The sequence below is a fragment of the Mycobacterium sp. URHB0021 genome, assembly GCF_054057895.1.
This window is the reverse complement of record NZ_JBSRZT010000002.1, coordinates 2,584,657-2,608,459: the sequence shown is the minus strand read 5'-3', so window position 1 is coordinate 2,608,459 and position 23,803 is coordinate 2,584,657. Positions and strand designations below refer to the sequence as shown.

Below are 23,803 nucleotides of genomic sequence, written 5' to 3'. Positions count from 1 at the left end.
ATACTGTGGGTTGTCTATGCGTCCGCTGTGAAGTGGACGATCACATCGAGCGCTGAATCCGCTCACAGCGCACACTAATATACCGCCTGCACTGTTGGTCGCATGAGCGCTGACGGGACGTCTGTCGACACTCCGATGTGGGGCTCGCCTTCGACCTCCACATCACGCTGGGGTCTACGCGAGACCCTCACCGCCATCGGTGTGGCGGCGGTCATCGCAGCACTCGGCGGCGCCGCCATCTACGCTGCGACGGAGGGGAATTCGAGCGCCTTCGGTGGCAATCACCACGCGTTCAGCCCTGGCGGCAGGCCCGGCGGGCCGCCGGCGCGCCCCGGTGGCCCCGGGCCGTCGGCTCCGGAAGACGCGTCCCTGCACGGCGAGTTCGTGGTGCGCAACGGCGTAGACGGGGCGGGCGGCTACACCACCGTGGTGACGCAGACCGGTTCGGTGACGGCGATTTCGCCGACGTCGATCTCCGTCCGCAGTGACGACGGCTTCAACGCGACCTACGTGATACCGCCGACGGCGGCCCACGCCACACCGCCGTTCCACACAGGCGACGACGTCGTGATTCGTGCCACCCGCAAGGGTCAGACGCTGACCGTAACGAACATCGGCGACCCGCGCGGCGGCGCACCGCACCCGAACTAGCCGCTATCCGCCACCGTTGCCGAATCCATCGGGAGGTTCCGCCGTCACAGGCGGCGTTACGAAGGTGGTCTCCATTTCGGTCGGCGCAGCGGAATCCGTCGTGGTTTCACCCAGGGTGATTTCGGGGCCGTCGCTGAGAGTCCCGGCTTCGTCGGGCGACGTGGCGAACGATGCGCCCAGCGCACCCATCGCGACGGCCGCGCCGGCACCGATGCCTGCGGCCAAAAGCTTGAACCGATTCGATTTCACAATGACATCTCCATGATCATGGTTGTTCCGCCGTTGGCGGGAAGGCCGACGGTGTCGTGGTAATCGGCGGCACGAACGCCGATGTCTCCGGTGCCTCCGGCGCCACCGTTTCGACGATGGACTCACCGGTGGTGACTTCGGACGTCGTCATGGGACCCGGCGGCGCCGGCTCGGGCGTCTCAGCCCCGCTGACGTTGCTGAATGTCACGGTAAGCGCGCCCATGGCCACCACGGCCGCAGCACCGGCGGTGGCCGCGATCACCTTAAACTGACTCGATTTCACGTCTGACCACTCCGTTCGGTCACTCCTCAGCCGCCCCCCTCCAGCGGGGACAGCCGTCGAACATTACGTGGAGGGTATTTATTCCCTCCACAGTCACGGGTAACCGAACCCACAGGAAGTAAAACGCCCGGCTGACGGCGCGGCCGCCGGGTTATCGGGGCGGTCACCCGTTCACAGTGGTCGCCTGTGAAAAATGAGGCAGAAGTTGCGACGCGGCGGCCTGTCGCGCGTCACCGCGGCCAACCGTCCGGCGCCGAGCCGCGCCCGAACTGCAGAAACCCGCCGCCGCGCCACCCATCTCATAACCTGTGCGCATGCAGCCGTGGGTGGGATGTCGCCGATGACGCGATTCCTCGCGCGCCAGCTGTTCAGCAAGATCGTGCTGCTGGCTCTGGCCTCCTTCTTGACCTTCTCGATGACGTCGCTGGCATTCAAACCGCTGGACAGCCTGCTGCAGCGGAACCCGCGCCCACCCGCGGCGGTGATCGAGGCGAAGAGCGTCGAACTGGGCCTGGACAAGCCGATACCCCTCCGCTACGCGCACTGGGCCGCTGGGGCGGTGCGCGGCGACTTCGGTACCACCAACGCCGGGCAGCCGGTCTCCGCCGAGCTGTGGCGCCGGATCGGGGTAAGCCTGCGGCTGCTGATCATCGGTTCGGTGCTCGGCACCGTGATCGGCGTCGTGGTCGGCGCGTGGGGCGCGATCCGCCAGTACCGCCTCTCCGATCGGGTGATCACGGTGTTGTCGCTCCTGATCATCAGCACACCGACATTCGTCATAGCCAGCCTGCTGATCCTTGCGGCGCTGAAGGTGAACTCGGTGCTCGGTGTCCGTCTCTTCGAGTACACCGGTGAGACGTCGCCCGACGCAGTCGGTGGAGCGTGGAACCAGTTCGTCGACCGGCTGCAACATCTGGCGCTGCCGACGCTGACACTCGCCCTGTCGGCGATCGCCGGATACAGCCGGTATCAGCGCAACGCGATGCTCGACGTCCTCGGACAGGACTTCATCCGCACCGCCAGGGCGAAGGGCTTGACCCGGCGCCGCGCACTGTTCAAGCACGGGCTGCGGACGGCGTTGATTCCGATGGCCACCCTGTTCGCCTACAGCGTCGCCGGGTTGGTCACCGGCGCCGTGTTCGTCGAAAGAATCTTCGGCTGGCACGGCATGGGCGAATGGGTGGTGCAGGGCATCGCGACCCAGGACACCAACATCATCGCCGCGATCACGTTCTTCACCGGTGCGATGGTTCTCCTTGCCGGCTTGCTCTCCGACGTCATCTACGCCGCACTCGATCCAAGGGTGCGCGTCTCATGACCGAACCCGTCGAGACCGAAACGTCGACGTCCGCGAAGTCCGGCGTTGACGTGGCGCGGTTCGCGTCGCGGCGCACCCTGACACTGCGCCGGTTCCTGCGCAGCAAGACCGCGGTGGTGTCACTGGCCCTGCTCGCCGTGCTGTTCGTCGGCTGTTACGCGCTGCCGCCGCTGCTGCCGTACAGCTACACCGACCTCGATTTCTATGCCCTGCAGCAGCCACCCAGCGTCAACCACTGGTTCGGGACCAACGCGCTGGGCCAGGACCTGTTGGCGTTGACGCTGCGCGGCATGCAGAAATCCATGCTCATCGGCGTGTGCGTGGCCTTCATCTCGTCGATCATTGCAGCGACCGTGGGATCGATCGCCGGCTACTTCGGCGGATGGCGAGACCGCACTTTGATGTGGGTCGTCGACCTGCTCCTGGTGGTGCCGAGTTTCATCGTGATCGCGATCCTGACGCCACGCATCAAACAATCCGGGACCACGCTGTGGCTGATAATTCTGCTGTCCGTTTTCGGCTGGATGATCAGCTCCCGCATCGTCCGCGGCATGACGCTGAGTCTTCGAGACCGCGAATTCGTCTCTGCGGCACGCTATATGGGAGTAAGTAACCGGCAGATCATCATTCGCCACATCCTTCCGAACGTCGCGTCGATCCTCATCATCGACACCGCCCTGAACGTCGGACTGGCGGTGCTGGCCGAAACGGGGCTGAGTTACCTCGGTTTCGGGGTACAGCCTCCCGATGTTTCACTCGGGACGCTGATCGCCGACGGCACGAAATCAGCGACGACCTTTCCCTGGGTGTTCCTCTTCCCTGCCGGAGTACTGGTGCTGATCATCTTCTGCGCCAATCTCGTCGGCGACGGCTTGCGTGACGCCTTCGATCCGGGCGCCCGAACGCTGCGGAGGAGGCGCCGATGAGCCTACTCGAGGTCACCGATCTGACGGTCGCCTTCCCGACCGACACCGAGCGGGTAGCCGCGGTGCGGGGCATGAGTTTTCATGTCAATCCGCGCGAGGTCGTCGCGCTGGTCGGTGAATCCGGGGCGGGAAAGTCGGCCAGCGCGATGGCGATCGTGGGCCTGCTTCCTGAGTACGCGGAGGTGTCTGGGTCGATTCGGCTGCACGGCAACGAAATACTGGGTCTGCCCGATCAGCGGATGTCGCAGGTCCGCGGTAAGAGCATCGGCACCGTTTTCCAGGACCCAATGTCGGCACTGACGCCCGTCTACAGCGTGGGCGACCAGATCGCCGAGGCGCTCGAGGTGCACGATCGCAGCCTGGGTAGGCGCGAAGCGCGGCTACGCGCCATCGAACTGCTCGAACTCGTCGGCATCGCCCAGCCGGAACGCCGCGCCCGCGCCTTTCCGCACGAACTGTCGGGCGGGGAACGTCAACGGGTCGTCATCGCCATCGCCATCGCCAACGATCCCGACCTGTTGATCTGCGATGAACCGACGACGGCGCTGGATGTGACCGTGCAGGCCCAGATCCTGGAGGTGCTCAAGACCGCCCGAGATATCACCGGCGCGGGCGTGTTGATAATCACCCATGATCTCGGGGTCGTCGCCGAATTCGCCGACCGCGCGTTGGTGATGTACGCCGGTAAGGCCGTCGAGACCGCACCCGTCGTCGAGCTCTACCGGGATCGCCGGATGCCCTACACGGTGGGCCTGCTCGGGTCGGTGCCACGCCTCGACGCGCCACAGGGCGCCCGCCTCGTGCCGATCCCGGGGGCGCCGCCGTCCATGGCCGCGTTGCCGCCCGGCTGCCCGTTCGCGCCGCGGTGTCCACTGGCCATCGACGAATGCCGTGCCGCCGAACCCGAGTTGGTCCGGATCGGAACACACCACGAGGCGGCTTGCATCCGAACCGAGGACGTCACAGGCCGTAGCGCCGCGGAAATCTACGGCGTGTCCACTGCTCCGACCAGGGAACCGGAAGACACCACCGCGGAGACGGTGCTGCGCGTACGGAATCTGGCGAAGACCTACAGGCTGACCAAGGGCGTCGTGTTCCGCCGTCAGGTGGGCGAAGTGCGGGCGGTCGAAGGCGTCAGCTTCGAGCTGGAACAGGGCCGCACCCTCGGCATCGTCGGAGAGTCGGGCTCCGGCAAATCCACCACGTTGCATCAGATCCTCGATCTGAAACCGCCTCAGGCCGGTGTCATCGAGGTGCTGGGCACCGACATGGCGACACTCGACAAGCGCGGCCGCAGGGCACTTCGCGGCGACCTACAGGTGGTATTCCAGGACCCGGTGGCGTCGTTGGATCCTCGGCTACCCGTTTTCGACGTGTTGGCGGAACCATTACAGGCCAACGGGTTTGACAAGACGGCCACCGACAGCCGCGTCGCCGAGCTGCTCGGCATCGTCGGGCTTCGGCGCGAGGATGCCAGCCGATATCCCGCCGAATTCTCCGGCGGTCAGAAGCAACGGGTCGGCATCGCCCGGGCGCTGGCATTGCAACCCAAGATCCTGGCGCTCGACGAACCCGTTTCGGCACTGGACGTATCCATCCAGGCGGGCATCATCAACCTGCTGCTTGATCTCCAGGAGCAGTTCGGGCTCTCCTACCTGTTCGTCTCGCATGACCTCTCGGTCGTCAAACACCTGGCCCACCGGGTGGTCGTGATGTACCAGGGCACGATCGTCGAACAGGGTGACGGCGACCAGGTGTTCCGCCACCCCCAGCACGAATACACCAGGCGATTGCTCGCCGCGGTACCGCAGCCCGACCCGGATCGCAGTTAGAGTCTGTCCGCATGAAGATCCGACGCTTCGCCGCCGCAGCCCTGATCGGCGTCCTGACACTGACCGGCTGCTCGGGCGGCAGCCAGGAGGCGCCCCCGGCCGGCGGCAATGCCGAGATCGGCACCACCAACGACACCAATCCGCAGGACGTGGCCGCCCTGCAACGGGGCGGCAATCTCCGCCTGGCGCTCACCGATTTTCCGTCGAATTTCAACACACTGCACATCGACGGCAACCAGGCCGACAGCGGGGCGATGCAGAAGGCGACGTTGCCGCGAGCGTTCCGGATCGCTGCCGATGGCTCGGCCACGCTGAACACGGACTACTTCACGTCCGCGGAGCTGACCAGCACCGAACCCCAGACCGTGACCTACACCATCAACCCGAAAGCGGTGTGGTCCGACGGCACACCGATCACTTGGGAAGACATCGCCTCGCAGATCAATGCCACCAGCGGAAAAGACAAACGGTTTCTGATCGCCGGCCCCAACGGTGCCGACCGAGTCGAATCGGTTACCCGTGGTGTCGACGATCGCCAGGCCGTGGTGAAGTTCGCGAAGCACTATTCGGAATGGCGTGGCATGTTCGCGGGTAACACGATGCTGCTGCCGAAAAGCATGACCGCAACGCCCGAGGCCTTCAACACCGCGCAGCTCAACGGCCCCGGTCCGTCGGCCGGCCCGTTCATCATCAGCACACTTGACAAGACCGCACAGCGCATCGTGCTGACCCGTAATCCGAAGTGGTGGGGGACTCCTGCGCTGCTGGACAGCATCACCTACTCCGTGCTGGATGATGCGGCGCGGATCCCCGCCTTGCAGAACAACGCGCTCGACGCCACCGGCCTGGTCTCGCTCGACGAGCTGACCATCGCCCGGGGCACAGCCGGGATCGCCATTCGGCGTGCGCCCGGAAACAGCTGGTATCACTTCACTTTCAATGGCGCGCCGGGTTCGATCCTGGCAGACAAGGCGCTGCGGCTCGCGATCGCCAAGGGCATCGACCGCCAGACCATCGCCAATGTGACGCAGCGTGGACTGGCCGACAAGCCCGCCCCGCTCAACAACCACGTCTTCGTCGCGGGGCAGCAGGGCTATCAGGACAATAGCGCGGTGGTGGCCTACGACCCGGAGAAGGCCAAACAGGAACTCGACGCACTGGGCTGGCGGCTCAACGGCCAGTTCCGCGAAAAGGACGGGCGACAGCTGGTCATCCGAGACGTGCTGTACGAGTCGCTGACCACCCGCCAATTCGGCCAGATCGCACAGAACAACCTCGCGCAGATCGGCGTGAAGCTCGATCTCGACGCGAAGTCCGGCGGCGGATTCTTCACCAACTACATCAACACCGGCGACTTCGACATCGCGCAGTTCAGCTGGGTCGGCGACGCCTTTCCGCTGTCCGGGCTGACCCAGATCTACGCGTTCGGGGGCGAAAGCAACTTCGGAAAGATCGGTAGCCCGGAGATCGACGCCAAGATCGAGCAGACGCTCGAGGAACTCGATCCCGACAAATCCCGCGCGATCGCCAATGAGGTGGACAGGCTGATCTGGGGCCAAGGCTTTTCGTTACCGCTGATTCAATCGGCCGGAAATGTCGCGGTACGAAGCAATCTGGCGAACTTCGGCGCCTTCGGCCTGGCCGATGCGGACTACACCAAGATCGGCTTCATGAAGCCATGACACGCGCCACGGTACGGGGTACCGCGGGGGGCACCGCCTGTTCCAGCATTGCGGCGGCGCCGATGCCCCACACCAACAGCCGGACCCCCAACCCGCTCGGGGCGGAATCCAGCTTCGCGGCGCGTGACGGCAGGCCGGTGATCGCACCGTCGTAGACCGCCGAGATGATCTCCAGCGCCGCACGCTCACGAAAGTCGATGATGCTGTGGCCCGCGGTCGCGAGGGTGACCAGAACGGCGTCGGGAATCAGCGTGGCGATCCGCTGTGCGACCGCCGGTGGGGTGATCAGATCACGGCCGCCGGAGATGACGACCGTCGGCCAGCTGAACTTGGGCATCTCGATCTCGAGATCGTAGGGCTCGGCCTCGAACTCCATTGTGTCCGGAGCGGACTCGCGGAACGCAAGGGCCGGGTCGAGTGGTTTGCCGTCGGGCACCGCGCCGTAGTTGAGCTCGCGGTAGCCGATCCGTCCGACCAGATCCGGTTCGTTGCGATACGGCGCCTTGCGTTCGGACACGAACTTCGCCGCCTGGCTCATACCCCACCACAACAGTTTGCGACCCGTCAGCAGCAGATCGAGTTGACGTCGCAACACGGCGGGACCGGCGAACCCGTAAACGGCGACGGCAAGCTGCTCGGAGGCCGGGGTCAGCACCTCGTCACCGACGAGTTGACGAACCTTGGGCGCCAAACCCGCCGTCTCGGGGTGGTCTCCGTCCCACAGCAGGCGGCGGGTGGCTTCCCGGACCGCATCGATGTCGCGGGCCGACAGCAGCGCCGAGTCGAGGACCATCGCGTGCACCCGATCGGGGTGCCGCACACCGAGACCGGCGGCCAGGTAGGTGCCGTACGAGGTGCCGTAGATGACCGCCTTGTCCACCGCAGCGTCGTCCAGCACGGCCGCGATGTCCTCGATCGCCTGGTCGATGGTCAACGCGTCCTGGGGCAGATCGGCGCCCCCGTCGTCATGGCGGGACATCCCGACGCCGCGGTGCTCGATCATGATCACGTCCAGGCCGTTGGCCACGGCACGTCGCCGGAACGCGCGATAGAGCGCCACCGAGGCGGCACCGGGACCACCGGGGATGACGACCAGCGGATGGGCCGACTTTCGCCCGGTCCGGACGTAGTAGAGGTCGAACTCGTCCTCACCGTCGGGCCGGACGGGCCGCCGCACCGGACGCACACCCGGCAACGCGGCCAGCTTGTCGTGCGCCCGGCGACGCTTGGCGTTCATCGTCATCACGACTTATTCTGCACCGCCCGGAGATCTTCGGCGCGGGGTGATCCGGGACAGCGCGGCCGGCACACACAAACGCCATCGCCCACACCTCGACCACCGATGGAACGTCACTGATGAAGTGTAAGCACCGATCACCTGGACGTCACGCTGCTCATCACCTGGACCGGTGTGCGCCGCGAAAATCTCTGTGGCGCAGACATCCTCCGTCATCATTTCGACCGTGCACGTGAATACTGTTGCGGCGCCGTATTTCGTTCCGGACCCAGGTACTGGCGCATGACCCGACGGTGGCGATCGCTGCCGACCCGCCATCAAGAAAGGATCAGGTCAGCGGCCTTCTCACCGATCAGCACGCTGGGTGCATGGGTGTGGCCGCGGATGATGGTCGGCATCACCGAAGCGTCCGCAACCCGTAGCCGCTCGACGCCACGCACTCTCAGCTGCGGGTCCACCACGCTTGCGTCGTCATTTCCCATCCGGCACGTCCCCACCGGGTGATAGAGGGTGTGCGACAGCGAATTCAACCCACGTTCGAGTGTCTCGTCGTCCAAGGTCTCGGCGCTCAAGGGCCTGGCGATCTTCCCGATGACGCCGCGCAGGGCCGGTGACGCAGCAATGGCCGCCGTCATCCGCAGGCCCGCCATGAGGGCCGCGCGGTCAGCGCCGTCGTCATCGGTGAGATAGCGCGGATCGATGATGGGCTTGGCCTTCGGATCGGATGAGCGCAGCGTGATGGTGCCGCGGCTCCGCGGTGTCAGCAGGATCGGGCCCATCACAACGGCGTGTCGGTCGTAGGGGTCGCCGATGCCTTCCTCGAAATACGGTGCGGGCGCGAAGATCAGCTCGAGGTCGGGCAGTTCGAGGTCGGGGCGGCTCTTCACAAAGCCGTACGCCTCCCCCACGTTGGAGGTCAGCATGCCGCGGCGCCGCAGGAGATAGTTGAGCAGCTCGACCGGCTTCTCGGCGGCGAACAGGGTGTCGTTGGGGACGTCGAAGCCGAGGGGCACGACGAGATGGTCGGTCAGGTTGTTGCCCACGTCGGGGGCGTGCCATACCAGATCCACCCCGTGCTCGGCGAGGTGGTCACGGTCACCGATGCCCGACAGCATCAGCAATTGTGGGCTGTTGATGGCGCCTCCGCACAGCACCACCTCACGACGTGCGCGGACGACGCGGCGCGCACCGTCGTGCTCGAATTCCACTCCGACCGCCCGGTTTCCGTCGAACATCACCTTCGTCACGGCCGATTCGGTGAGCACCGTCAGGTTCTCCCGCTTGAGCGCGGGCTTGAGGTATGCGTCGGCGGTGCTCCACCTGGCGCCTCTGCGCTGGGTGACGCGGGTCTCGCAAAAACCTTCAGGAGCAGCCCGATCCGGCGGATCGATCCGATGACCGCACTCCTGCACGGCGGTCAGCCACGCCGCGGTGGACGACCGCGGGCTGCGCTGACGGGAGATGACCAACGGGCCGTTCTCGATGCGGTCGAAGTACCGCTCGATATTCGCATAGCTCCACTGCTCGCCCGCGTGCTCGGCCCATTCGTCGTAATCGGCCGCGAAGCCACGCACCCACATCATCGCGTTCATCGACGACGAGCCGCCGAGCATCTTGCCTCGCGGCCAATAGATCTCGCGACCGTCGAGTTCCTTCTGCGGCTCGGTTCGGTAGTTCCAGTCCGCCGCGCCGCGCATCAGCTTGGCGAAACCGGCCGGGATGTGTACGAACTTGTCCCTGTCCCTGGGTCCGGCCTCCAGCGCCACTACGTGGACGGACGGTGGCGCGCTGAGCCGGTTGGCCACGACGGCTCCGGCAGAGCCTGTTCCCACGACAACGTAGTCGGCCTCCATCTGCCGGAGTCTAGACGCCGGCACCCGTCGATCGGCCGCTTCCGTGACGGGCGTCTACGCGCTCAACTCGATGTGGTGGGCGGCACCGACGCCGGCATACCGCTGCGGGCTGCACGTCAGCACGATCACCTGGCCGTCGCCTCCGACGGCGTCGAACACCGCGCCCATTTTGGTCAGCCGGTCCGCGTCGGAGAAGCCCAGCGCGTCGTCGATGACGACCGGGACGGCGTCCTCCTTGGCGACCAATGCCGCGCCGGCCAGCCGCGCGACGATGCCGAGCTGCTCCTTTGCGCCACCCGACAGGGATTCGTACGGGACGGTGCGACCCGCAAGCGTTCGGCTGCAGATCCGCAGTGCGCTGTCGATATCCACCTCGAAGCTCTCACCGAACACGATGCGGCCAAGCCGCTCCACCTGGGTGCGGAACGGGTCGACGTACCGCAGCCGGGTGGCGTCACGATGCCGCGTCATCACCGAACGCAGCGTCTGGGCGGCGCGGGCGCGGCGCTGTGCGCCCACGTATTCGGCTTCGGCATGCTCACGTTCCGTCTCGGCCGCATCGAGTTGCCCCTTGCGCCCTTCGGTGCCGTAGACCTTCAACCGGGTGGTCACCTCGCGTAGCGCGTCGGCGACCTGGTCGTGGCGGGTCTGGACCGCGTTCGCGCCCCGCATCGCGTCATCGAGAGCGGCGGCAACCACCGCCGGCGCGCTCCGCGCCAGCTCATCGGCCAACTCCGCGACGAGGGCGGCGGCGCGGCGCGCGGCCTCCCCGTCGGCCTCCGCCTTGACCGACAACTCGTCGTCGCCCGACACCGCACGCTGCTGCGCCAGCCGCTCGCGGATGCTGGTCAGCTCGGCCAGCGCCGTAGTGAGCTTCTCCTGCAGCACACTGGCGCGTGTCGTCCTCTCGCCGAGGCGCTTCGCCGCCTCCGCGGACACCTTGCGATGTGTTTCGCAGTTCGCCATCGCCTGCTGGTTCGCGGCCACCGCGGCGTCGAGCTCGGCGCGCGCCGCCGCGGGATCGGTCGGTCCGCCCGCCGCGACCACGAACAGGGCGCCGTCGGTGGCCTGCCGTTCCTGCAGCTCGGCCAACCGCGTCCGCAGCTCGTCGATCGGACCGTGGTCGGCCAGTGCCGCCGAGGTGGCACGCAGCCGATCACGCGCAGTGATCAACTCTCGGCGGTGTTGGTCGAGGACACGGGCGGCGGCAAGGTCCTCGACCCGCGCACCGGCGAGCGCGGTCGCCAGAACGTCCTGGGCCGCAGCGAGTTTGGCCTGGGTTTCCGAGGCTGGTACGCCCGGCACCACGCGCGCGGTCAACAGCCCGGGAACCTCGACATCGATGGGCGCGCTGATGCTCGCCGACCACCTGGCGCCCGCGCCGAGCGTGACCGGTTCACCGTCGAGGCGCAGGTCGACGTCAGTGACGGCCACGAACTCGATGTGCGCGGACGCCAGCTCCACCTGACCGGTGGCCCGTTCGACCGCGACGGCGGCCGCCTCGATCGAGCGCATCCGCTCGTCGGTCAGCGCGATCGCCGCCAGCTCGCGGTCCACTCGCTCGAGCTCGCGCCTGGCGGTGTCGATCCTGGCGATTCTGGCCGCCAGCCGCTCGGCTTCGTCGCGGTCGGACAGTCGCTCCGCGGTGCGCCGCGCCGACTCGACGCGTGACTGGCCGGCCTCCACCGCCGCCCGCGCCTCTTCGGCGGCGGCCTCGGCGGCTGCCTGCACCTCGGTGGCGGTCGCCAACTCTTCGACCTCTTCGGCGGCGACGACACGGAGTGCGTCGATCGCCGCGGCCCGCTCATCGATGTCGGCACGCAGCCGGCGGCGCTCGGTGAGTGCCGCCACCGACGCGGCGTGTGTGGCGGTGGCGGCGTTCGCGATCACCTCGGCTTCTTTGAGCCGGCGGCTGAGCATGGCGACGGTGTCGGCCGCGGCCCTGGCCGCGGCGAGCTGTTTCGCCGCCTCCGCCCGCCGCGCCGTCAGTCCGGCGAGTTCCCCGGCCAGCACGGCATGGTTGCGCACCGCGTCGTCGACCTCGGCAACCGCGGCGGCACGGGTGGCCACCTCGTCATCGGCGGCCTTCAGTCGGTTGACGGCGGCCGCCCACTCCCCCGTAGGCCGGCCGGTCGCAGTGAAGTAGCGCTGGTACTCGGCGTCGATACGGTCAACCAGCAACGGCTCGACGCCGGAGAGTTCGACCACTTCCCCGGCCGACACGTCCAGGGCCCTCGACAGCGCGTCACAGCCGGACAGGTCCACCGCCACGGTGGACGTCGCCTGCAGCACGCGCTGGGCCTGCCACAGGTCCATGTCGACGGTCTCGGCCAGCATGGCCCGTACCCGCTCGTGTGCCTCGTCTCCGGTGAGCTGCTCGCGCCGCGGAGCCAAGACCGTGAGCTGCGTCTCGGCGCGCTTGTGAAACCGCTTGTGGTAGACGAATCGATAGGGGCCGGTGGATATTTCGGCGGTGATCTCCGCTCCGACATCGGCGTGCGTCGGCTTGACCTGCTTGACCTCTTTCTTGGTGGACCGGTCCTTCGCCTCCAACAGCAGGTCGAGCGCCTCGATCATCGACGACTTGCCGATCTCGTTGGCGCCGCTGACGACCACGACGCCGCGGTCCGGGAATTCGATCTCGCGGTGGGTGATGCCGCGGTAATTGGTCAGGACCAGGCGGTGCAGTTTCATGCCACGCCCCGCTCGACGAGACGGAGCAGAAGCGCCAGCGCCGCGCGCGCGTCATCGGCGTCGGCACCGTCGGCGCGCGCCGTGATCACCAGTTCGTCCACGGCCGCCGCGGCGAAACCGCCGATACCGAGATCGTCGAACTCACCGTCGGCGGGGACCACCGCGATGTCGGTCTGCTTCTCCCACGTGCCGAGCGCGGCGAACAGCCGGGCGTATTTGTCCAGGCACGCATCGAGCGACGCCTTGTCGGTCACCGTCAACGACCCGCTCAGCGCGAGCCGGACCACTGTGCGCTCCTTGTCGGGCAGCAGGTCGAGGTTGATGTCGAGGTCGGCCACATCGCGGCTGTCGTCGACGGACCTGCGCAAGGTGACAAAGCGCCAGCGACCGACGTGACGGGCCTCGACCCGCACCGGACGGTGCGGCCCGTCCTCATCGATGTCCACGATCAGCACTTGGCCCGGGTCCGGTTCGATGTCGTCGTAGTTGGTCACCTCGGGCGAGCCCGAATACCAGATCCGCCCGGTGGAACCGACCTGCATGCGAGAGTGCTTGTCGCCCAGCGCCGCATAGTGGACGGCGCCGCGCGCGATCGCGGCTTCCAGCGCGTCGAGCCGGATCAGCGACGCCCGGTCCTTGTCGGGCACCAGGATGTCGACGGCACCGTGGCCGACGACGATGCGGGTGACACCGTCGGCCGCAAGGTGGTCGAGCACGTCCGCGACCAGGTCGGTGGTGGGCGCCTTGGAATGCCAGGGCGCGGCGACGATCTGCAGGCCCGGCCGAATCTCATGGATGCCCGCGCGGTCGAGAACCCTGACGTTGTCCGGGCATTCGGCAGTGAAGAGCGCACTGGTGTAGACCGATGCCGCATCGAGCGGGTCGTGGTTGCCGGGCAGTAGGTACACCGGAATCCCGATGGCGCGCATTGCTTCCAGCGATTGACTGACGTCACGTGGTGCGAGTTGGTTGTGCTCGAAGACGTCGCCCGACACGACGACGAACTCCGCTTCCGACTCCGCCGCGACCGCTCCGAGAGCCGCGACGACGTCTCGCCGTGCCGCCGAATACCGCGGCTGCGCCTCTCCGTTCAGGAAGTGGCGGGTCATGCCGAGTTGCCAGTCGGCGGTGTGCACGAATCGCATGTCGGCCCGTCCCTTTCCGGTCGTGTCTCATCAGGCATGGCGAGTGTAGGTCCGGCCGCTGACAAGTCGCGGGACCTCGATCGGCATGTACGCGAGCGACGATTTCAGGTACCGCCGGCGGCGACGCACCCTACGGTGGGGTGGGTGAGCGCCGGCTACCGCACCCTGTTGTTGCTACGACACGCCAAGTCGGACTATCCGGGCGGCGTGGTGGATCACGAGCGGCCGCTGGCGCCGCGCGGCGAACGGGAGGCCGGCCTGGCCGGTGACTGGCTGCGGGCCAACGCGCCCGCGGTCGACGCGGTGCTGTGCTCGACGGCCACCCGGACCCGGCAGACACTGCAGCGGACCCGCATCGACGCCCCGGTGCACTTCGTCGACCGCCTGTACGACGCCACCCCCGGCGCGGTGATCGACGAAGTCAACGGCGTCGGCTCGCGCTTCGATGCGGATGTCGCGACGCTGCTCGTCATCGGCCACGAGCCGGCGATGTCGGCGGTGGCGCTCGGGTTGGCCACCGTCGACGGCAGCAATTCCACTGCAGCCCAGCCAATCTCGACGAAGTTCCCGACGTCGGCCATTGCCGTGCTGCGCACCGCCGAACCATGGGATCAGCTGACCCTCGGCGGCGCCGCACTGATCACGTTCCACGTGCCCCGCTAGCCGGTCAGGAGTTGGTCGCGAGCGTCAACTCCATCAGCTTGATCGCCATCCCGCAGGCGTCGATGCCGGGCGCCTGGGGGTTCACCCACCAGCCGACGGCGCCGCCGGCGTCGCTGGCCACCCCGCACGACCCGTTCGGGTCGTTGGTGCGCATCACGATCGAGGGCACTCCGGCGATCGCCCGATTCTCGATCTGATATTGCAGCTTCTGCGCCGTCTCACGCTCGTTTTCCAGGCTGTCCTGCTCGAACCAGAACCGGGTGATGTCGATCAGGCCCGCCGGGTTGGCCGCCTGCCAGCGGCATACCGCGCCGACGAACGTGCTCTGGATGTCGAGGGGATCCGCACCGACCGTCTTGGCGAGGATGTCTTCGGTCAGCACCTCGCATTCCTTGAGCAGGTTCGGGTACTGCTTGGCGGAGTCGTCGTTGCGCGGTACGTCACCCGATCCTGCCTTGGCCGCGGTGCCCTGCACGGTCGATGTGCAGCCGGTCACCAGGGAAAACGCGGCCAGCGCGGCGACCAGGCCGGCCAGCGCGCCGCGACCGCGGGTCATTTGGCATTCACAATCGTCTGGCGGGTCAGTTCCTTGGCCACGTCGCACGGGTCGGGGAACGGCTCCTCGTTGAAGCTGATCGACCACTCGATGAAGTCGTCCTGGAACTGGATACCGATCTCGCACAGGTTGTTACCGATCGTCGGATCCTCGCCGAGCGCGATGAACCCGTTGTGGCCCTCGATGTTGATGTCCTCCACGCTGGCACGCGACAGTTCCTCGGTCTTGCGCTCCCGGCCGATCGGGCTGCCCCGGTACCAGGTGAACGAGAAGTGCGGACCCAGGATGCCGCCGCCCTGCAGCCACTGGCAGCCCACCGAGTTGCGGGCGGTGTTGACCAGGCCGGTCACCCGGGTCTGTTCGGCGATCGTCTGATCGCTGACGCCCCCGCACTGAGGGAAGAACGGTCCGTGCGCGGCGTTCGCGGTCGGCGCGGGCGACTGGGAGGCGTCCGGCGAGCTCGACCGTCCCGAATCCGAGCATGCGGCGAATATCGGAATCATGGCTGCGGCCGCAACGGCCAGCACCTTCGCGTTCCGGCCGGGTTTCCGTCCGCCGCCGTCTCGGCGCCGCAGTCCGGTCGCGCACGTGCTGGTGGTCACGCCATGCACTGTAGCGGCCACCCAATACCTCAACCACCGACATGCCGATTGACCTGCAATTTTATCGAATTCACAGGTGTTGCGGCCGAACACAACTCGGGGTGGACCGATGTGCGACAGTATCGGGATGCTCTGGGCGCTGCTGCGACAGTATGTCCGGCCGTACCGCGGACTGCTCACCGCCGTCGCCTCCCTCCAGCTGATCAGCACGCTGGCGTCGCTGTATTTGCCCACCGTCAACGCGGCGATCATCGACGACGGCGTCGCCAAGGGCGATCTGCAGGCCATCGTGCGACTGGGCGGAGTCATGCTGGCGGTGACCGCGCTGCAGGTGCTGTGCGCGGTCGGCGCCGTGTACTTCGGCTCGCGCGCCGGGATGGGGTTCGGCCGAGACCTGCGCTCGGCGATCTTCGGACACGTGACCAGCTTCTCCGCGGAGGAGACGGCGCGGTTCGGTGCGCCGTCCCTGCTGACCCGCACCACCAACGATGTCCAGCAGGTCCAGCTGCTGGTCCAGCTGACCTGCACCATGCTGATCACTGCACCCATCATGTCCGTCGGCGGCATCTTCATGGCGATCCACCAGGACGCCGGACTGTCGTGGCTGCTGCTGGTCAGCGTCCCGGTGCTGGCACTGGCCAACTACTGGATCGTCTCGCACCTGTTACCGATCTTCCGGCGCCTGCAACGACTCATCGACGGCATCAACCGGGTGATGCGTGAGCAGCTCTCCGGCATCCGGGTGATCCGGGCCTTCGCGCGGGAAGCATTCGAGCGCAACCGATTCGCCGAGACAAACCAGGCGCTGGCCGACACCGCGCTGGAGGCGGGTCGCTGGCAGGCGCTGATGCTTCCGGTCACCACGCTGGTGATCAACATCTCCAGCGTCGCCTTGATCTGGTTCGGCGGCCTGCGGATCGACGCCGGCCAGATGCAGGTGGGCTCGCTGATCGCGTTCCTGTCCTACTTCATGCAGATCCTGATGGCGGTGCTGCTGGCCACGTTCATGCTCGTCATGATTCCGCGGGCGGCGGTGTGTGCCGAGCGGATCACCGAGGTGCTGTCCACCACACCGCAGATCGCGAGCCCCGAAAACCCGGTGCGGCCACCGACCGTCGACGGTGTGATTCGGTTGACCGCGGCGACATTCAGTTATCCCGGCGCTGATCGCCCGGTGCTGCACGATGTTTCGCTGACGGCCCAGCCGGGCACCACCACCGCGATCGTCGGCTCCACCGGATCGGGCAAGTCGACACTGGTGTCGTTGGTCTGCCGGATGTACGACGTGACGTCGGGGTCGGTGGCGGTGGACGACGTCGACGTCCGCGACTACGACACCGAGCAGTTGTGGGCGGCGATCGGCCTGGTTCCGCAGCGTGGATATCTGTTCTCCGGGACGGTCGCCGAGAACCTGCGCTACGGCAAAGCCGACGCCACCGACGAGGAGATGTGGGAAGCGCTGCGGGTCGCCGCGGCCGACGACTTCGTCCGCGCCCACGCCGACGGCCTCGACATGCCCGTCGCCCAGGGCGGCATCAACTTCTCGGGCGGCCAGCGCCAGCGGTTGGCGATTGCGCGGGCCGTCATCCGGCGACCGGCCATCTACCTGTTCGACGACGCGTTCTCGGCGCTCGATGTGCACACCGATGCGCGCGTCCGTACCGCCCTTCGCGAGATCTCCGCCGCTTCGACCGTGGTCATTGTCTCGCAGCGTATTTCGACCGTGGCACAAGCGGACCAGATCGTTGTCGTCGACGACGGGCGGTTGGTGGGCATCGGCACACACGAAACCCTGATGGCGGACTGTCCCACCTACGCCGAGTTCGCCGATTCCCAGTCGGTGGGCGCGCAGTGAGCGGGCCGATGACGCGCCCCATCCGCGGTATGGTCCAGGCCCCGACGCAGCGGTCCCGCGACTTCAGGGGTTCCGCGATCCGGCTGCTCAAGCGGCTCACACCGCAACGGGGCCTGACGTCGCTGGTCCTTCTGCTCGCAATCGCCGGAATCGCGATCGGGGTGATCGGCCCGCGGATCCTCGGCCACGCGACCGATCTCTTGTTCAACGGTGTGATCGGCCGCCAACTGCCCATGGGTCTGACCAAGGAGCAGGCCGTCGAGGCCGCGCGGGCCCGTGGTGACGGCACCTTCGCCGATCTGCTGTCGGGGATGAACGTGGTCCCCGGTCGCGGTGTCGACTTCGATGCGATCGGCCGCACACTACTGTTGGCATTCGGGCTGTATCTCCTTGCGGCGCTGCTGGTCTGGCTGCAGGCACGGATCCTGATCGTCGCGGTGCAGCGAACCATGGTGGCGCTGCGGTCAGATGTCGAGGACAAGGTGCACCGCCTTCCGTTGCGCTACTTCGATTCGCGGCAACGCGGCGAGGTGCTGAGCCGGCTCACCAACGACGTCGACAACATCCAGACGTCGTTGTCGATGACCATCAGCCAACTGTTGACCTCCCTGCTGACCGTGGTGGCGGTGCTGGTGATGATGCTGACGATCTCGCCGCTGCTGACATTGCTCACGGTGGTGACGGTGCCGTTGTCGCTGCTGGTGACCCGCGCGATCGCGCGGCGGTCGCAACGTCTGTTCGTCGAGCAGTGGGCCAACACCGGCAAGCTCAATGCGCACATCGAGGAGACCTACAGCGGTTTCACCGTCGTGAAGACGTTCGGCCACCGCGCCCGGGCGCAGGAGCAGTTCCGCGAGGTCAACGAGGACGTCTATCAGGCGAGCTTCGGCGCCCAGTTCTTCTCCGGGCTGGTCTCGCCGGCGACCGTGTTCGTCGGAAACCTGAGCTATGTCGCGGTGGCGGTGGTCGGCGGGCTGCAGGTGGCGACCGGCCAGATCACGCTCGGCAGCATCCAGGCCTTCATCCAATACGTGCGCCAGTTCAACCAGCCACTGACCCAGGTGGCCGGCATGTACAACACCCTGCAGTCCGGGATCGCCAGTGCCGAGCGTGTCTTCGATTTTCTCGACGCCGAAGAGGAGCCGGCGGATCCGCCTGCGACGCTGCCGGGTCGGGCCGCTCAGGGGCGCATCGGCCGCGTCGAATTCCAGAACATCAGCTTCGGCTACCTGCCCGGCACCCCCGTCATCGAGGACTTGTCACTGGTCGCCGAACCCGGCAGCACCGTGGCCATCGTCGGGCCGACCGGTGCAGGCAAGACCACCCTGGTGAACCTGCTGATGCGGTTCTACGACGTCGATGCGGGCCGGATTCTGCTTGACGGGGTGGATATCTCGACGATGAGTCGGCAGTCGTTGCGCTCCCGCATCGGCATGGTGCTCCAGGACACCTGGCTGTTCGGCGGCAACATCTACGACAACATCGCCTACGGCCGACCCGATGCGAGCGAGGACGAGGTGCACGACGCCGCGAGAGAGTCCTACGTGCACCGATTCGTCCAGAGCCTGCCCGACGGTTATCAGACGCGGGTCAACGACGGTGGCATCAACATCAGCGCGGGTGAGAGGCAGCTGATCACGATCGCCCGCGCGGTGCTGGCCCGCCCACAGTTGCTCATCCTCGACGAGGCCACCAGCTCGGTGGACACCCGCACCGAACTGCTGATCCAGCAGGCAATGGGTGAATTGCGGCGAGACAGGACGAGTTTCATCATAGCGCACCGTCTTTCGACCATCCGCGACGCCGATGTCATCCTCGTCATGGAAGCCGGCCGGATCGTCGAGCGGGGCACACACGAGCAGCTGCTGGCCCGGCGCGGCGAATACTGGGCGATGACGCAGGCCTGATCGCCGATCAAGCGGTCCGCTCAATGCCAATCGTCGGTTTTATCCAAATCGGTTGGGCAGGATGACGGCATGAGCAGCACGACGGTGCACACCTTCTGCCGCTACTGCCTGGCGTCATGTGGTGTGAAGTGACGGTTGACGACAACCGGGTCACCAAGATCTCCCCCGACAAGCAGAATCCCCACACCTGGCAGGACTTCTGCGCCAAGGGCCGCACGGCCAGTGAGCTCGTCGAGCATCCGCGACGGATCCTCGACCCGATGCGGGCGGGTGGGCGACGGCAGGTACGTCGAGGCCACCTGGGATGAGGCCATCGGTGACATCGCGGCCCGGATGAACGTGCTGATCGACGCCCACGGCCCGGACGCGATCGGGGCCTACTACGGCAACCCGTCCGGATTTTCGTCGTCGAACATCATCTTCATGAACGGCTGGCTCGACGCCGTCGGCACCCGCAACCGCTATTTCGTCGGCTCGGTCGACCAGAACGCGATGCACGTCGTGGCCACCGCGATGTACGGATCGATGCTGATGGCCCCCGGTGTCCGACATCGACAACTGCGACTATTTCCTGCTGGTGGGGACCGACCCGGCGGTCAGCGCGTGGAACTGGCTGGAGACGGTGCCTGCCGGCTGGCGGCGCGCGGTCGGCCGCCGCAAGCGCGGCGCGAAGATCGTCGTCGTCGACCCGTTGCGAACTGAAACCGTCGAGAAGGCCGACCTGCACCTGGCCGTGCGGCCCGGGCAGGACTGGGCACTGCTGCTGGGATTGGTCAAGGTGATCCTGGACGAAGGCCTGGAGCATCGCCGCGACTGCACCGATCTGGCCACCGGCGTCGATGACCTGCGCAGCCTCGTCTCGGACGCCGATCTCGACGATCTGGCGTTGCGCTGCGACATTCCCCGCGCGCGGATCGAGCAGGTGGCACGCGAGTTCGCCGCCGCGCGCGGCGCGATGGTGGTCACTCGCACCGGTGTTTCGCTGCATCTGGCGGGCACCGTCGCCGAGTGGCTCGGCCACCTGCTCGGGCAAGTACAACGAGGTGATCATCCACCCCGACGACGCCGACGCCCTCGTCATCACCGAGGGCGATCGGGTGAAGGTGTTCTCCTCCGTCGGCGCCATCGAACTGTCGGCGTCGGTGAACGACCGGCCGCGACGCGGCGTGATCGTCATCGACCACGGGTGGGGCTCGCGGATCTTCGATCCGCGCGGCGGTGCGACGTCGGAAGCCTTTGCCGCGAACCGCAATCTGCTGATCGACGGCGGACCCGTCGACCCGCTGGCGCAGACCACCGCGTTGAGCTCGTCCTACGTCGGGCTCGAACGCGTGGACCGGAGCTGATCAGACCTGCGGACCTTCGGCGCGCAGGTCGTCGACGTTGCGCATGGCTTCGCGCAGCTTGCCCAGCCACTCGTCGGCGTGCTCGCCGACCAGCTTCACCGACCAGGCCAGTGCGTCCGATCGCGACCGCGCCACGCCCGCGTCGACCAGGGTGTCGAGCACCTGGCGCTCAGGCTGCTTGAGGCGGGTCATCACGGGTACAGCTATGTGCGTGAACAGGATTCGTTGAAACGTGTCGTCGCCTACCGTCCCGATCTCTACGCCCCAGGCGACCTTGCGCCCGTAGCGCGCCTCTGCCTCGTCGGCGATGCGCATGCGCTCGCCACGGGTGTCCTCCCGGAAGCGCGCAACGCGTCCCGAGGCTCGCGCCGCGCTCTCGGGATTCTCGGCGTCTTCGGGTTCCGGCAACCGGCCGGTGACGGTGATTTCTTCGCGGTCGACGACGACCGTCGGGTCGCCGGCGAACCAGCCATCGGGGAGGCGGCCGGCGATCCAGTCGGCGGCGTCGCTTGCGTCGGGTTGTTCAGCCTGCTGCCAGCCGCCGGAGCGGCCGGAACGTCGGCCATGGAGGTGATGGTTTCGCATAATTACATGATTACACCGTTACATTACTGACGGGACGGCTTTCACCGCCAGCGAAACGCCTGAGTTCGTCGCAGTCAGTCACGCTTCCTGAGCAGGACGACCCCGCCACCGACGAGGAGCCCGATCAGCAGGCCCACCCCCAATGTCGGACTGACCAACCACCACACCAGGGCCACCGTGATGATCGCCGGCGACAGCGCGAACAGCACCATGCCGGGGTGCTGCTTGATGACCGCGAGGGCGCCCCGCGCCCGTGTTCGGTCGATTTCCTTTGCCATGGTTAGAGAATGCCAGCGTCGCAGTCGCCGTGACTCGCCTACTGTGAGAACGGTGACAGGTAACTGGCAACCGGATCCCGAAGGCCGCTACGAATACCGCTGGTGGGATGGAGAGCGCTGGACCGATCAGGTCTCCCACCGCGGCCAGGTCGGCCGCGCACCGCTGGGTGCCCCCCCGCAGCCGCAGGGTGGTCCGCCGCAGGGTGGTCCGCCGCAGGCCGCCGCCGTCCCGGCTGCCGGCGGTGACGGTTTCGCCGGTATCACCGGGGATCTCGTCGACGGGCGCTTCAGCGAGAAGGAAGCCAAGGCGATCGCCAACCAGAACTCGAAGCTGCTTCGGGTGCGCCTCGGTGAGCCGTTCATGGCCCGGCAGGGCGCGATGGTCGCCTACCAGGGCAACGTCGACTTCACCTTCGAGGGCGGCGGCGCCTCGAAGTTCATCAAGAAGGCGCTGACCGGTGAGGGGCTGCCGTTGATGCGGTGCCAGGGCCAGGGTGATGTGTTCCTCGCCGAGCGCGCCTACGACGTGCACCTGCTGAACCTGAACAACACCGGCCTGTCCATCAGCGGCAAGAACGTGCTCGCCTTCTCGTCCAGCCTGGACTGGAACATCGAGCGGGTGAAGGGCGGCAGCATCGCGACGGGCGGGCTGTTCAACACGACGTTGCGCGGATCCGGATGGGTGGCGCTGACCACCGACGGCCCGCCGGTCGTGCTGAATGCCGCAGAGGCACCGACCTTCGCGGACACCAATGCGGTGGTGGCCTGGTCGGCGAACCTGCAGACGCAGCTGAAGGCGAGCTTCCGGGCGGGTGCGCTGATCGGCCGCGGATCCGGCGAGGCGGTCCAGGTGTCGTTCTACGGTCAGGGATTCGTCATCGTCCAGCCGTCGGAGGGCGCTCCCGTCGCCGTGCAGGCACACTGACCGCACGACTCACAGCTCGAGCAGCACCGTGACCGGGCCGTCGTTGACCAGTGCGACCTGCATGTCGGCGCCGAACACACCGGTCTCGACGTGCGCGCCCAACTCCCGCAGCGCATCGGCGAAAGCCGCCACCAGTGGCTCGGCGACCGCCCCTGGCGCGGCCGCGTTCCAGGTCGGCCGCCGGCCCTTGACGGTGTTGGCGTAAAGCGTGAACTGGCTGACCGCCAGAATCGGCGCGCCCACGTCCGACGCCGACTTTTCGTCGTCGAGAATGCGTAGCTGCCAGAGCTTTTCGGCCAACCGCTTGGCTTTGGCGGCATCGTCGGTGTGCGTCACACCGACCAAGGCGAGCAGTCCTTGGCCGTCCGGTTGCACGGCGCCGACCACCTCGCCGTTGACCGTGACACTGGCCGACGTCACCCGCTGCACGAGAATGCGCATGGTCGCAGATGCTGCCAGACGCGGCACTCGACACCCACGACGGATACCCCCGGCGGGCGGTACTGTCCGGGCTGCTGCAGGTCGTGGGCTACAGCGAGCCGAGCATGCCGTTCATGGCGTCGATCTCCCGCTGCTGCGTCTCGACGATCGACCGTGCCAGTTGCGTGGCCGACGGATACTGACCGATGTCGATCTCCTTCTGCGCCATGGTTATTGCCCCCTGGTGATGCGAAATCATCTGCGTCAGAAAAAGCTTCGACGCCTCAGCACCCTGCGCCGCGGTCAAGGCCGCCATGTCCTGTTCGGACATCATGCCGGTCATATCGTGCATGTCGTGGCCCGACATCGCGGGCATGGGCGGCACCTTCCACTGGTCGAGCCATCCCTGCATCTGCCGGATCTCCGGGCCCTGCTCGGCCTTGATCTGATTGGCGAGAGCGGTGACGCGCGGATCGATGCCCTGCTTCGCCAGCAACATATCGCTCATCTCCACCGCTTGCCGGTGGTGCGGGATCATCTGCTGCGTGAAAGCCACGTCCGCGTCGTTGTGCGCTTCGGCGCCGGGCGCCGAGGAGCCGGTGGCGCTTGCCGATGCCGACGCCGAATGACCCGAAGAGTGCTCACTGGTATTCGACTCGCCGCTGCTACATCCCGCCGAGACCACGACCACCACCAGAGCACCCGCACCTGCCAGAGCCGTTCGTTTCCACGTCACTTTCGGTCATCCCTTCTCATGACGAACATTCCCCTTTTACCTATACCCCCTATGGGTATA

The 23,803-nt window shown here is 66.9% G+C and carries 22 protein-coding genes and 1 pseudogene; 11 read left to right on the top strand and 12 right to left on the bottom strand.

Annotation, left to right across the window (positions count from 1 at the left end; all coding sequences use genetic code 11):
* The first annotated feature begins 102 nt into the window (after positions 1-102).
* The gene (locus ACVWWN_RS15090) at positions 103-651 is read left to right on the top strand and encodes a hypothetical protein (RefSeq protein ID WP_457144626.1); all 549 of its coding nucleotides are present in this window, start codon (positions 103-105) and stop codon (positions 649-651) included.
* A 3-nt stretch (positions 652-654) separates the two neighbouring features.
* Here ACVWWN_RS15090 and ACVWWN_RS15085 read toward each other — a convergent pair whose 3' ends face one another.
* Both ACVWWN_RS15085 and ACVWWN_RS15080 read right to left on the bottom strand, forming a co-directional pair.
* Positions 655-900, bottom strand: coding sequence for a hypothetical protein (locus tag ACVWWN_RS15085; RefSeq protein ID WP_457144625.1), 246 nt, complete (start codon positions 898-900; stop codon positions 655-657).
* Between the two features lie 16 nt (positions 901-916).
* On the bottom strand, positions 917-1,183 hold the full coding sequence (locus tag ACVWWN_RS15080) for a hypothetical protein (protein ID WP_457144624.1): 267 nt from the start codon (positions 1,181-1,183) through the stop codon (positions 917-919).
* Between the two features lie 340 nt (positions 1,184-1,523).
* On the opposite strand from ACVWWN_RS15080, the gene ACVWWN_RS15075 reads away from it, so the two are divergent.
* From ACVWWN_RS15075 to ACVWWN_RS15060, 4 genes are read left to right on the top strand one after another with little or no spacing between them, the layout of a single operon-like run.
* Entirely contained in the window at positions 1,524-2,501 is a 978-nt protein-coding gene (locus ACVWWN_RS15075) for an ABC transporter permease (RefSeq protein WP_457144623.1), read from the top strand.
* Between the two features lie 50 nt (positions 2,502-2,551).
* Positions 2,552-3,427: an ABC transporter permease gene (locus tag ACVWWN_RS15070; RefSeq protein WP_457149138.1), complete on the top strand. Its 876-nt coding sequence runs from the start codon at positions 2,552-2,554 to the stop codon at positions 3,425-3,427.
* Positions 3,424-5,259: a dipeptide ABC transporter ATP-binding protein gene (locus tag ACVWWN_RS15065; protein WP_457144622.1), complete on the top strand. Its 1,836-nt coding sequence runs from the start codon at positions 3,424-3,426 to the stop codon at positions 5,257-5,259. Before ACVWWN_RS15070 ends, ACVWWN_RS15065 begins: the two co-directional genes overlap by 4 nt.
* A gap of 11 nt (positions 5,260-5,270) precedes the next feature.
* Positions 5,271-6,941 carry an ABC transporter family substrate-binding protein gene (locus ACVWWN_RS15060; protein WP_457144621.1) on the top strand — a complete coding sequence of 557 codons (1,671 nt, stop codon included), beginning with the start codon at positions 5,271-5,273 and terminating at the stop codon, positions 6,939-6,941.
* On the opposite strand, the gene ACVWWN_RS15055 is transcribed toward ACVWWN_RS15060, so the two are convergent.
* From ACVWWN_RS15055 to ACVWWN_RS15040, 4 genes are all read right to left on the bottom strand, one after another.
* Positions 6,928-8,184, bottom strand: a complete 1,257-nt coding sequence (locus tag ACVWWN_RS15055) for an alpha/beta hydrolase (protein ID WP_457144620.1) — start codon at positions 8,182-8,184, stop codon at positions 6,928-6,930. The genes ACVWWN_RS15060 and ACVWWN_RS15055 overlap by 14 nt on opposite strands.
* A gap of 311 nt (positions 8,185-8,495) precedes the next feature.
* Entirely contained in the window at positions 8,496-10,031 is a 1,536-nt protein-coding gene (locus ACVWWN_RS15050) for a GMC family oxidoreductase (RefSeq protein ID WP_457144619.1), read from the bottom strand.
* Between the two features lie 54 nt (positions 10,032-10,085).
* On the bottom strand, positions 10,086-12,725 hold the full coding sequence (locus ACVWWN_RS15045; RefSeq protein ID WP_457144618.1) for an AAA family ATPase: 2,640 nt from the start codon (positions 12,723-12,725) through the stop codon (positions 10,086-10,088).
* Complete coding sequence (locus ACVWWN_RS15040) at positions 12,722-13,870, bottom strand: metallophosphoesterase family protein (protein ID WP_457144617.1); 1,149 nt, start codon at positions 13,868-13,870, stop codon at positions 12,722-12,724. Before ACVWWN_RS15040 ends, ACVWWN_RS15045 begins: the two co-directional genes overlap by 4 nt.
* Before the next feature lie 144 nt (positions 13,871-14,014).
* Here ACVWWN_RS15040 and ACVWWN_RS15035 point away from each other — a divergent pair, with 144 nt between their 5' ends.
* Positions 14,015-14,533, top strand: a complete 519-nt coding sequence (locus tag ACVWWN_RS15035) for a SixA phosphatase family protein (RefSeq protein ID WP_457144616.1) — start codon at positions 14,015-14,017, stop codon at positions 14,531-14,533.
* A gap of 4 nt (positions 14,534-14,537) precedes the next feature.
* Here the strand turns inward: ACVWWN_RS15035 and ACVWWN_RS15030 are convergent, their stop codons facing one another.
* Together ACVWWN_RS15030 and ACVWWN_RS15025 are read right to left on the bottom strand one after the other, a co-directional pair.
* Positions 14,538-15,089 (bottom strand): DUF3558 domain-containing protein, encoded by a 552-nt coding sequence (locus ACVWWN_RS15030; RefSeq protein WP_457144615.1) that lies wholly within the window; start codon positions 15,087-15,089, stop codon positions 14,538-14,540.
* A complete protein-coding gene (locus tag ACVWWN_RS15025; RefSeq protein WP_457149137.1) occupies positions 15,086-15,592 on the bottom strand; it encodes a DUF3558 domain-containing protein in 507 nt (168 codons plus the stop codon). The genes ACVWWN_RS15030 and ACVWWN_RS15025 overlap by 4 nt, the downstream gene beginning before the upstream one ends.
* A gap of 226 nt (positions 15,593-15,818) precedes the next feature.
* On the opposite strand from ACVWWN_RS15025, the gene ACVWWN_RS15020 reads away from it, so the two are divergent.
* From ACVWWN_RS15020 to ACVWWN_RS15005, 4 genes and pseudogenes are all read left to right on the top strand, one after another.
* A complete protein-coding gene (locus tag ACVWWN_RS15020; RefSeq protein ID WP_457149136.1) occupies positions 15,819-17,546 on the top strand; it encodes an ABC transporter ATP-binding protein in 1,728 nt (575 codons plus the stop codon).
* Positions 17,547-17,554: 8 nt separating this feature from the next.
* Positions 17,555-19,453 carry an ABC transporter ATP-binding protein gene (locus tag ACVWWN_RS15015; protein WP_457144614.1) on the top strand — a complete coding sequence of 633 codons (1,899 nt, stop codon included), beginning with the start codon at positions 17,555-17,557 and terminating at the stop codon, positions 19,451-19,453.
* A gap of 69 nt (positions 19,454-19,522) precedes the next feature.
* Positions 19,523-20,528: pseudogene (locus tag ACVWWN_RS15010) on the top strand (molybdopterin-containing oxidoreductase family protein); the annotation flags it as partial.
* The gene (locus ACVWWN_RS15005) at positions 20,428-20,799 is read left to right on the top strand and encodes a molybdopterin dinucleotide binding domain-containing protein (protein WP_457144613.1); all 372 of its coding nucleotides are present in this window, start codon (positions 20,428-20,430) and stop codon (positions 20,797-20,799) included. The pseudogene ACVWWN_RS15010 and the gene ACVWWN_RS15005, both read left to right, overlap by 101 nt.
* Here the strand turns inward: ACVWWN_RS15005 and ACVWWN_RS15000 are convergent, their stop codons facing one another.
* Positions 20,800-21,384 (bottom strand): hypothetical protein, encoded by a 585-nt coding sequence (locus ACVWWN_RS15000; RefSeq protein WP_457144612.1) that lies wholly within the window; start codon positions 21,382-21,384, stop codon positions 20,800-20,802.
* Positions 21,385-21,458: 74 nt separating this feature from the next.
* Positions 21,459-21,662 (bottom strand): hypothetical protein, encoded by a 204-nt coding sequence (locus ACVWWN_RS14995; RefSeq protein ID WP_457144611.1) that lies wholly within the window; start codon positions 21,660-21,662, stop codon positions 21,459-21,461.
* A 52-nt stretch (positions 21,663-21,714) separates the two neighbouring features.
* Between ACVWWN_RS14995 and ACVWWN_RS14990 the strand changes: the two genes are divergently transcribed.
* Complete coding sequence (locus ACVWWN_RS14990) at positions 21,715-22,587, top strand: AIM24 family protein (protein ID WP_457144610.1); 873 nt, start codon at positions 21,715-21,717, stop codon at positions 22,585-22,587.
* Positions 22,588-22,596: 9 nt separating this feature from the next.
* Here ACVWWN_RS14990 and dtd read toward each other — a convergent pair whose 3' ends face one another.
* Positions 22,597-23,028 (bottom strand): D-aminoacyl-tRNA deacylase, encoded by a 432-nt coding sequence (gene dtd, locus ACVWWN_RS14985; RefSeq protein WP_457144609.1) that lies wholly within the window; start codon positions 23,026-23,028, stop codon positions 22,597-22,599.
* An 88-nt stretch (positions 23,029-23,116) separates the two neighbouring features.
* Entirely contained in the window at positions 23,117-23,743 is a 627-nt protein-coding gene (locus ACVWWN_RS14980) for a DUF305 domain-containing protein (RefSeq protein ID WP_457144608.1), read from the bottom strand.
* Positions 23,744-23,803: the final 60 nt, after the last annotated feature.

Coding starts and splice junctions, on each gene's coding strand:
- ACVWWN_RS15060 (WP_457144621.1), top strand. CDS start 5,271: ATGAAGATCCGACGCTTCGCCGCCGCAGCCCTGATCGGCGTCCTGACA.
- ACVWWN_RS15045 (WP_457144618.1), bottom strand. CDS start 12,725: ATGAAACTGCACCGCCTGGTCCTGACCAATTACCGCGGCATCACCCAC.
- ACVWWN_RS15075 (WP_457144623.1), top strand. CDS start 1,524: ATGACGCGATTCCTCGCGCGCCAGCTGTTCAGCAAGATCGTGCTGCTG.
- ACVWWN_RS15065 (WP_457144622.1), top strand. CDS start 3,424: ATGAGCCTACTCGAGGTCACCGATCTGACGGTCGCCTTCCCGACCGAC.
- ACVWWN_RS15030 (WP_457144615.1), bottom strand. CDS start 15,089: ATGACCCGCGGTCGCGGCGCGCTGGCCGGCCTGGTCGCCGCGCTGGCC.
- ACVWWN_RS15025 (WP_457149137.1), bottom strand. CDS start 15,592: ATGATTCCGATATTCGCCGCATGCTCGGATTCGGGACGGTCGAGCTCG.
- dtd (WP_457144609.1), bottom strand. CDS start 23,028: ATGCGCATTCTCGTGCAGCGGGTGACGTCGGCCAGTGTCACGGTCAAC.
- ACVWWN_RS15055 (WP_457144620.1), bottom strand. CDS start 8,184: ATGACGATGAACGCCAAGCGTCGCCGGGCGCACGACAAGCTGGCCGCG.
- ACVWWN_RS15000 (WP_457144612.1), bottom strand. CDS start 21,384: ATGCGAAACCATCACCTCCATGGCCGACGTTCCGGCCGCTCCGGCGGC.
- ACVWWN_RS15050 (WP_457144619.1), bottom strand. CDS start 10,031: ATGGAGGCCGACTACGTTGTCGTGGGAACAGGCTCTGCCGGAGCCGTC.
- ACVWWN_RS14995 (WP_457144611.1), bottom strand. CDS start 21,662: ATGGCAAAGGAAATCGACCGAACACGGGCGCGGGGCGCCCTCGCGGTC.
- ACVWWN_RS15015 (WP_457144614.1), top strand. CDS start 17,555: ATGACGCGCCCCATCCGCGGTATGGTCCAGGCCCCGACGCAGCGGTCC.
- ACVWWN_RS15040 (WP_457144617.1), bottom strand. CDS start 13,870: ATGCGATTCGTGCACACCGCCGACTGGCAACTCGGCATGACCCGCCAC.
- ACVWWN_RS15090 (WP_457144626.1), top strand. CDS start 103: ATGAGCGCTGACGGGACGTCTGTCGACACTCCGATGTGGGGCTCGCCT.
- ACVWWN_RS15020 (WP_457149136.1), top strand. CDS start 15,819: ATGCTCTGGGCGCTGCTGCGACAGTATGTCCGGCCGTACCGCGGACTG.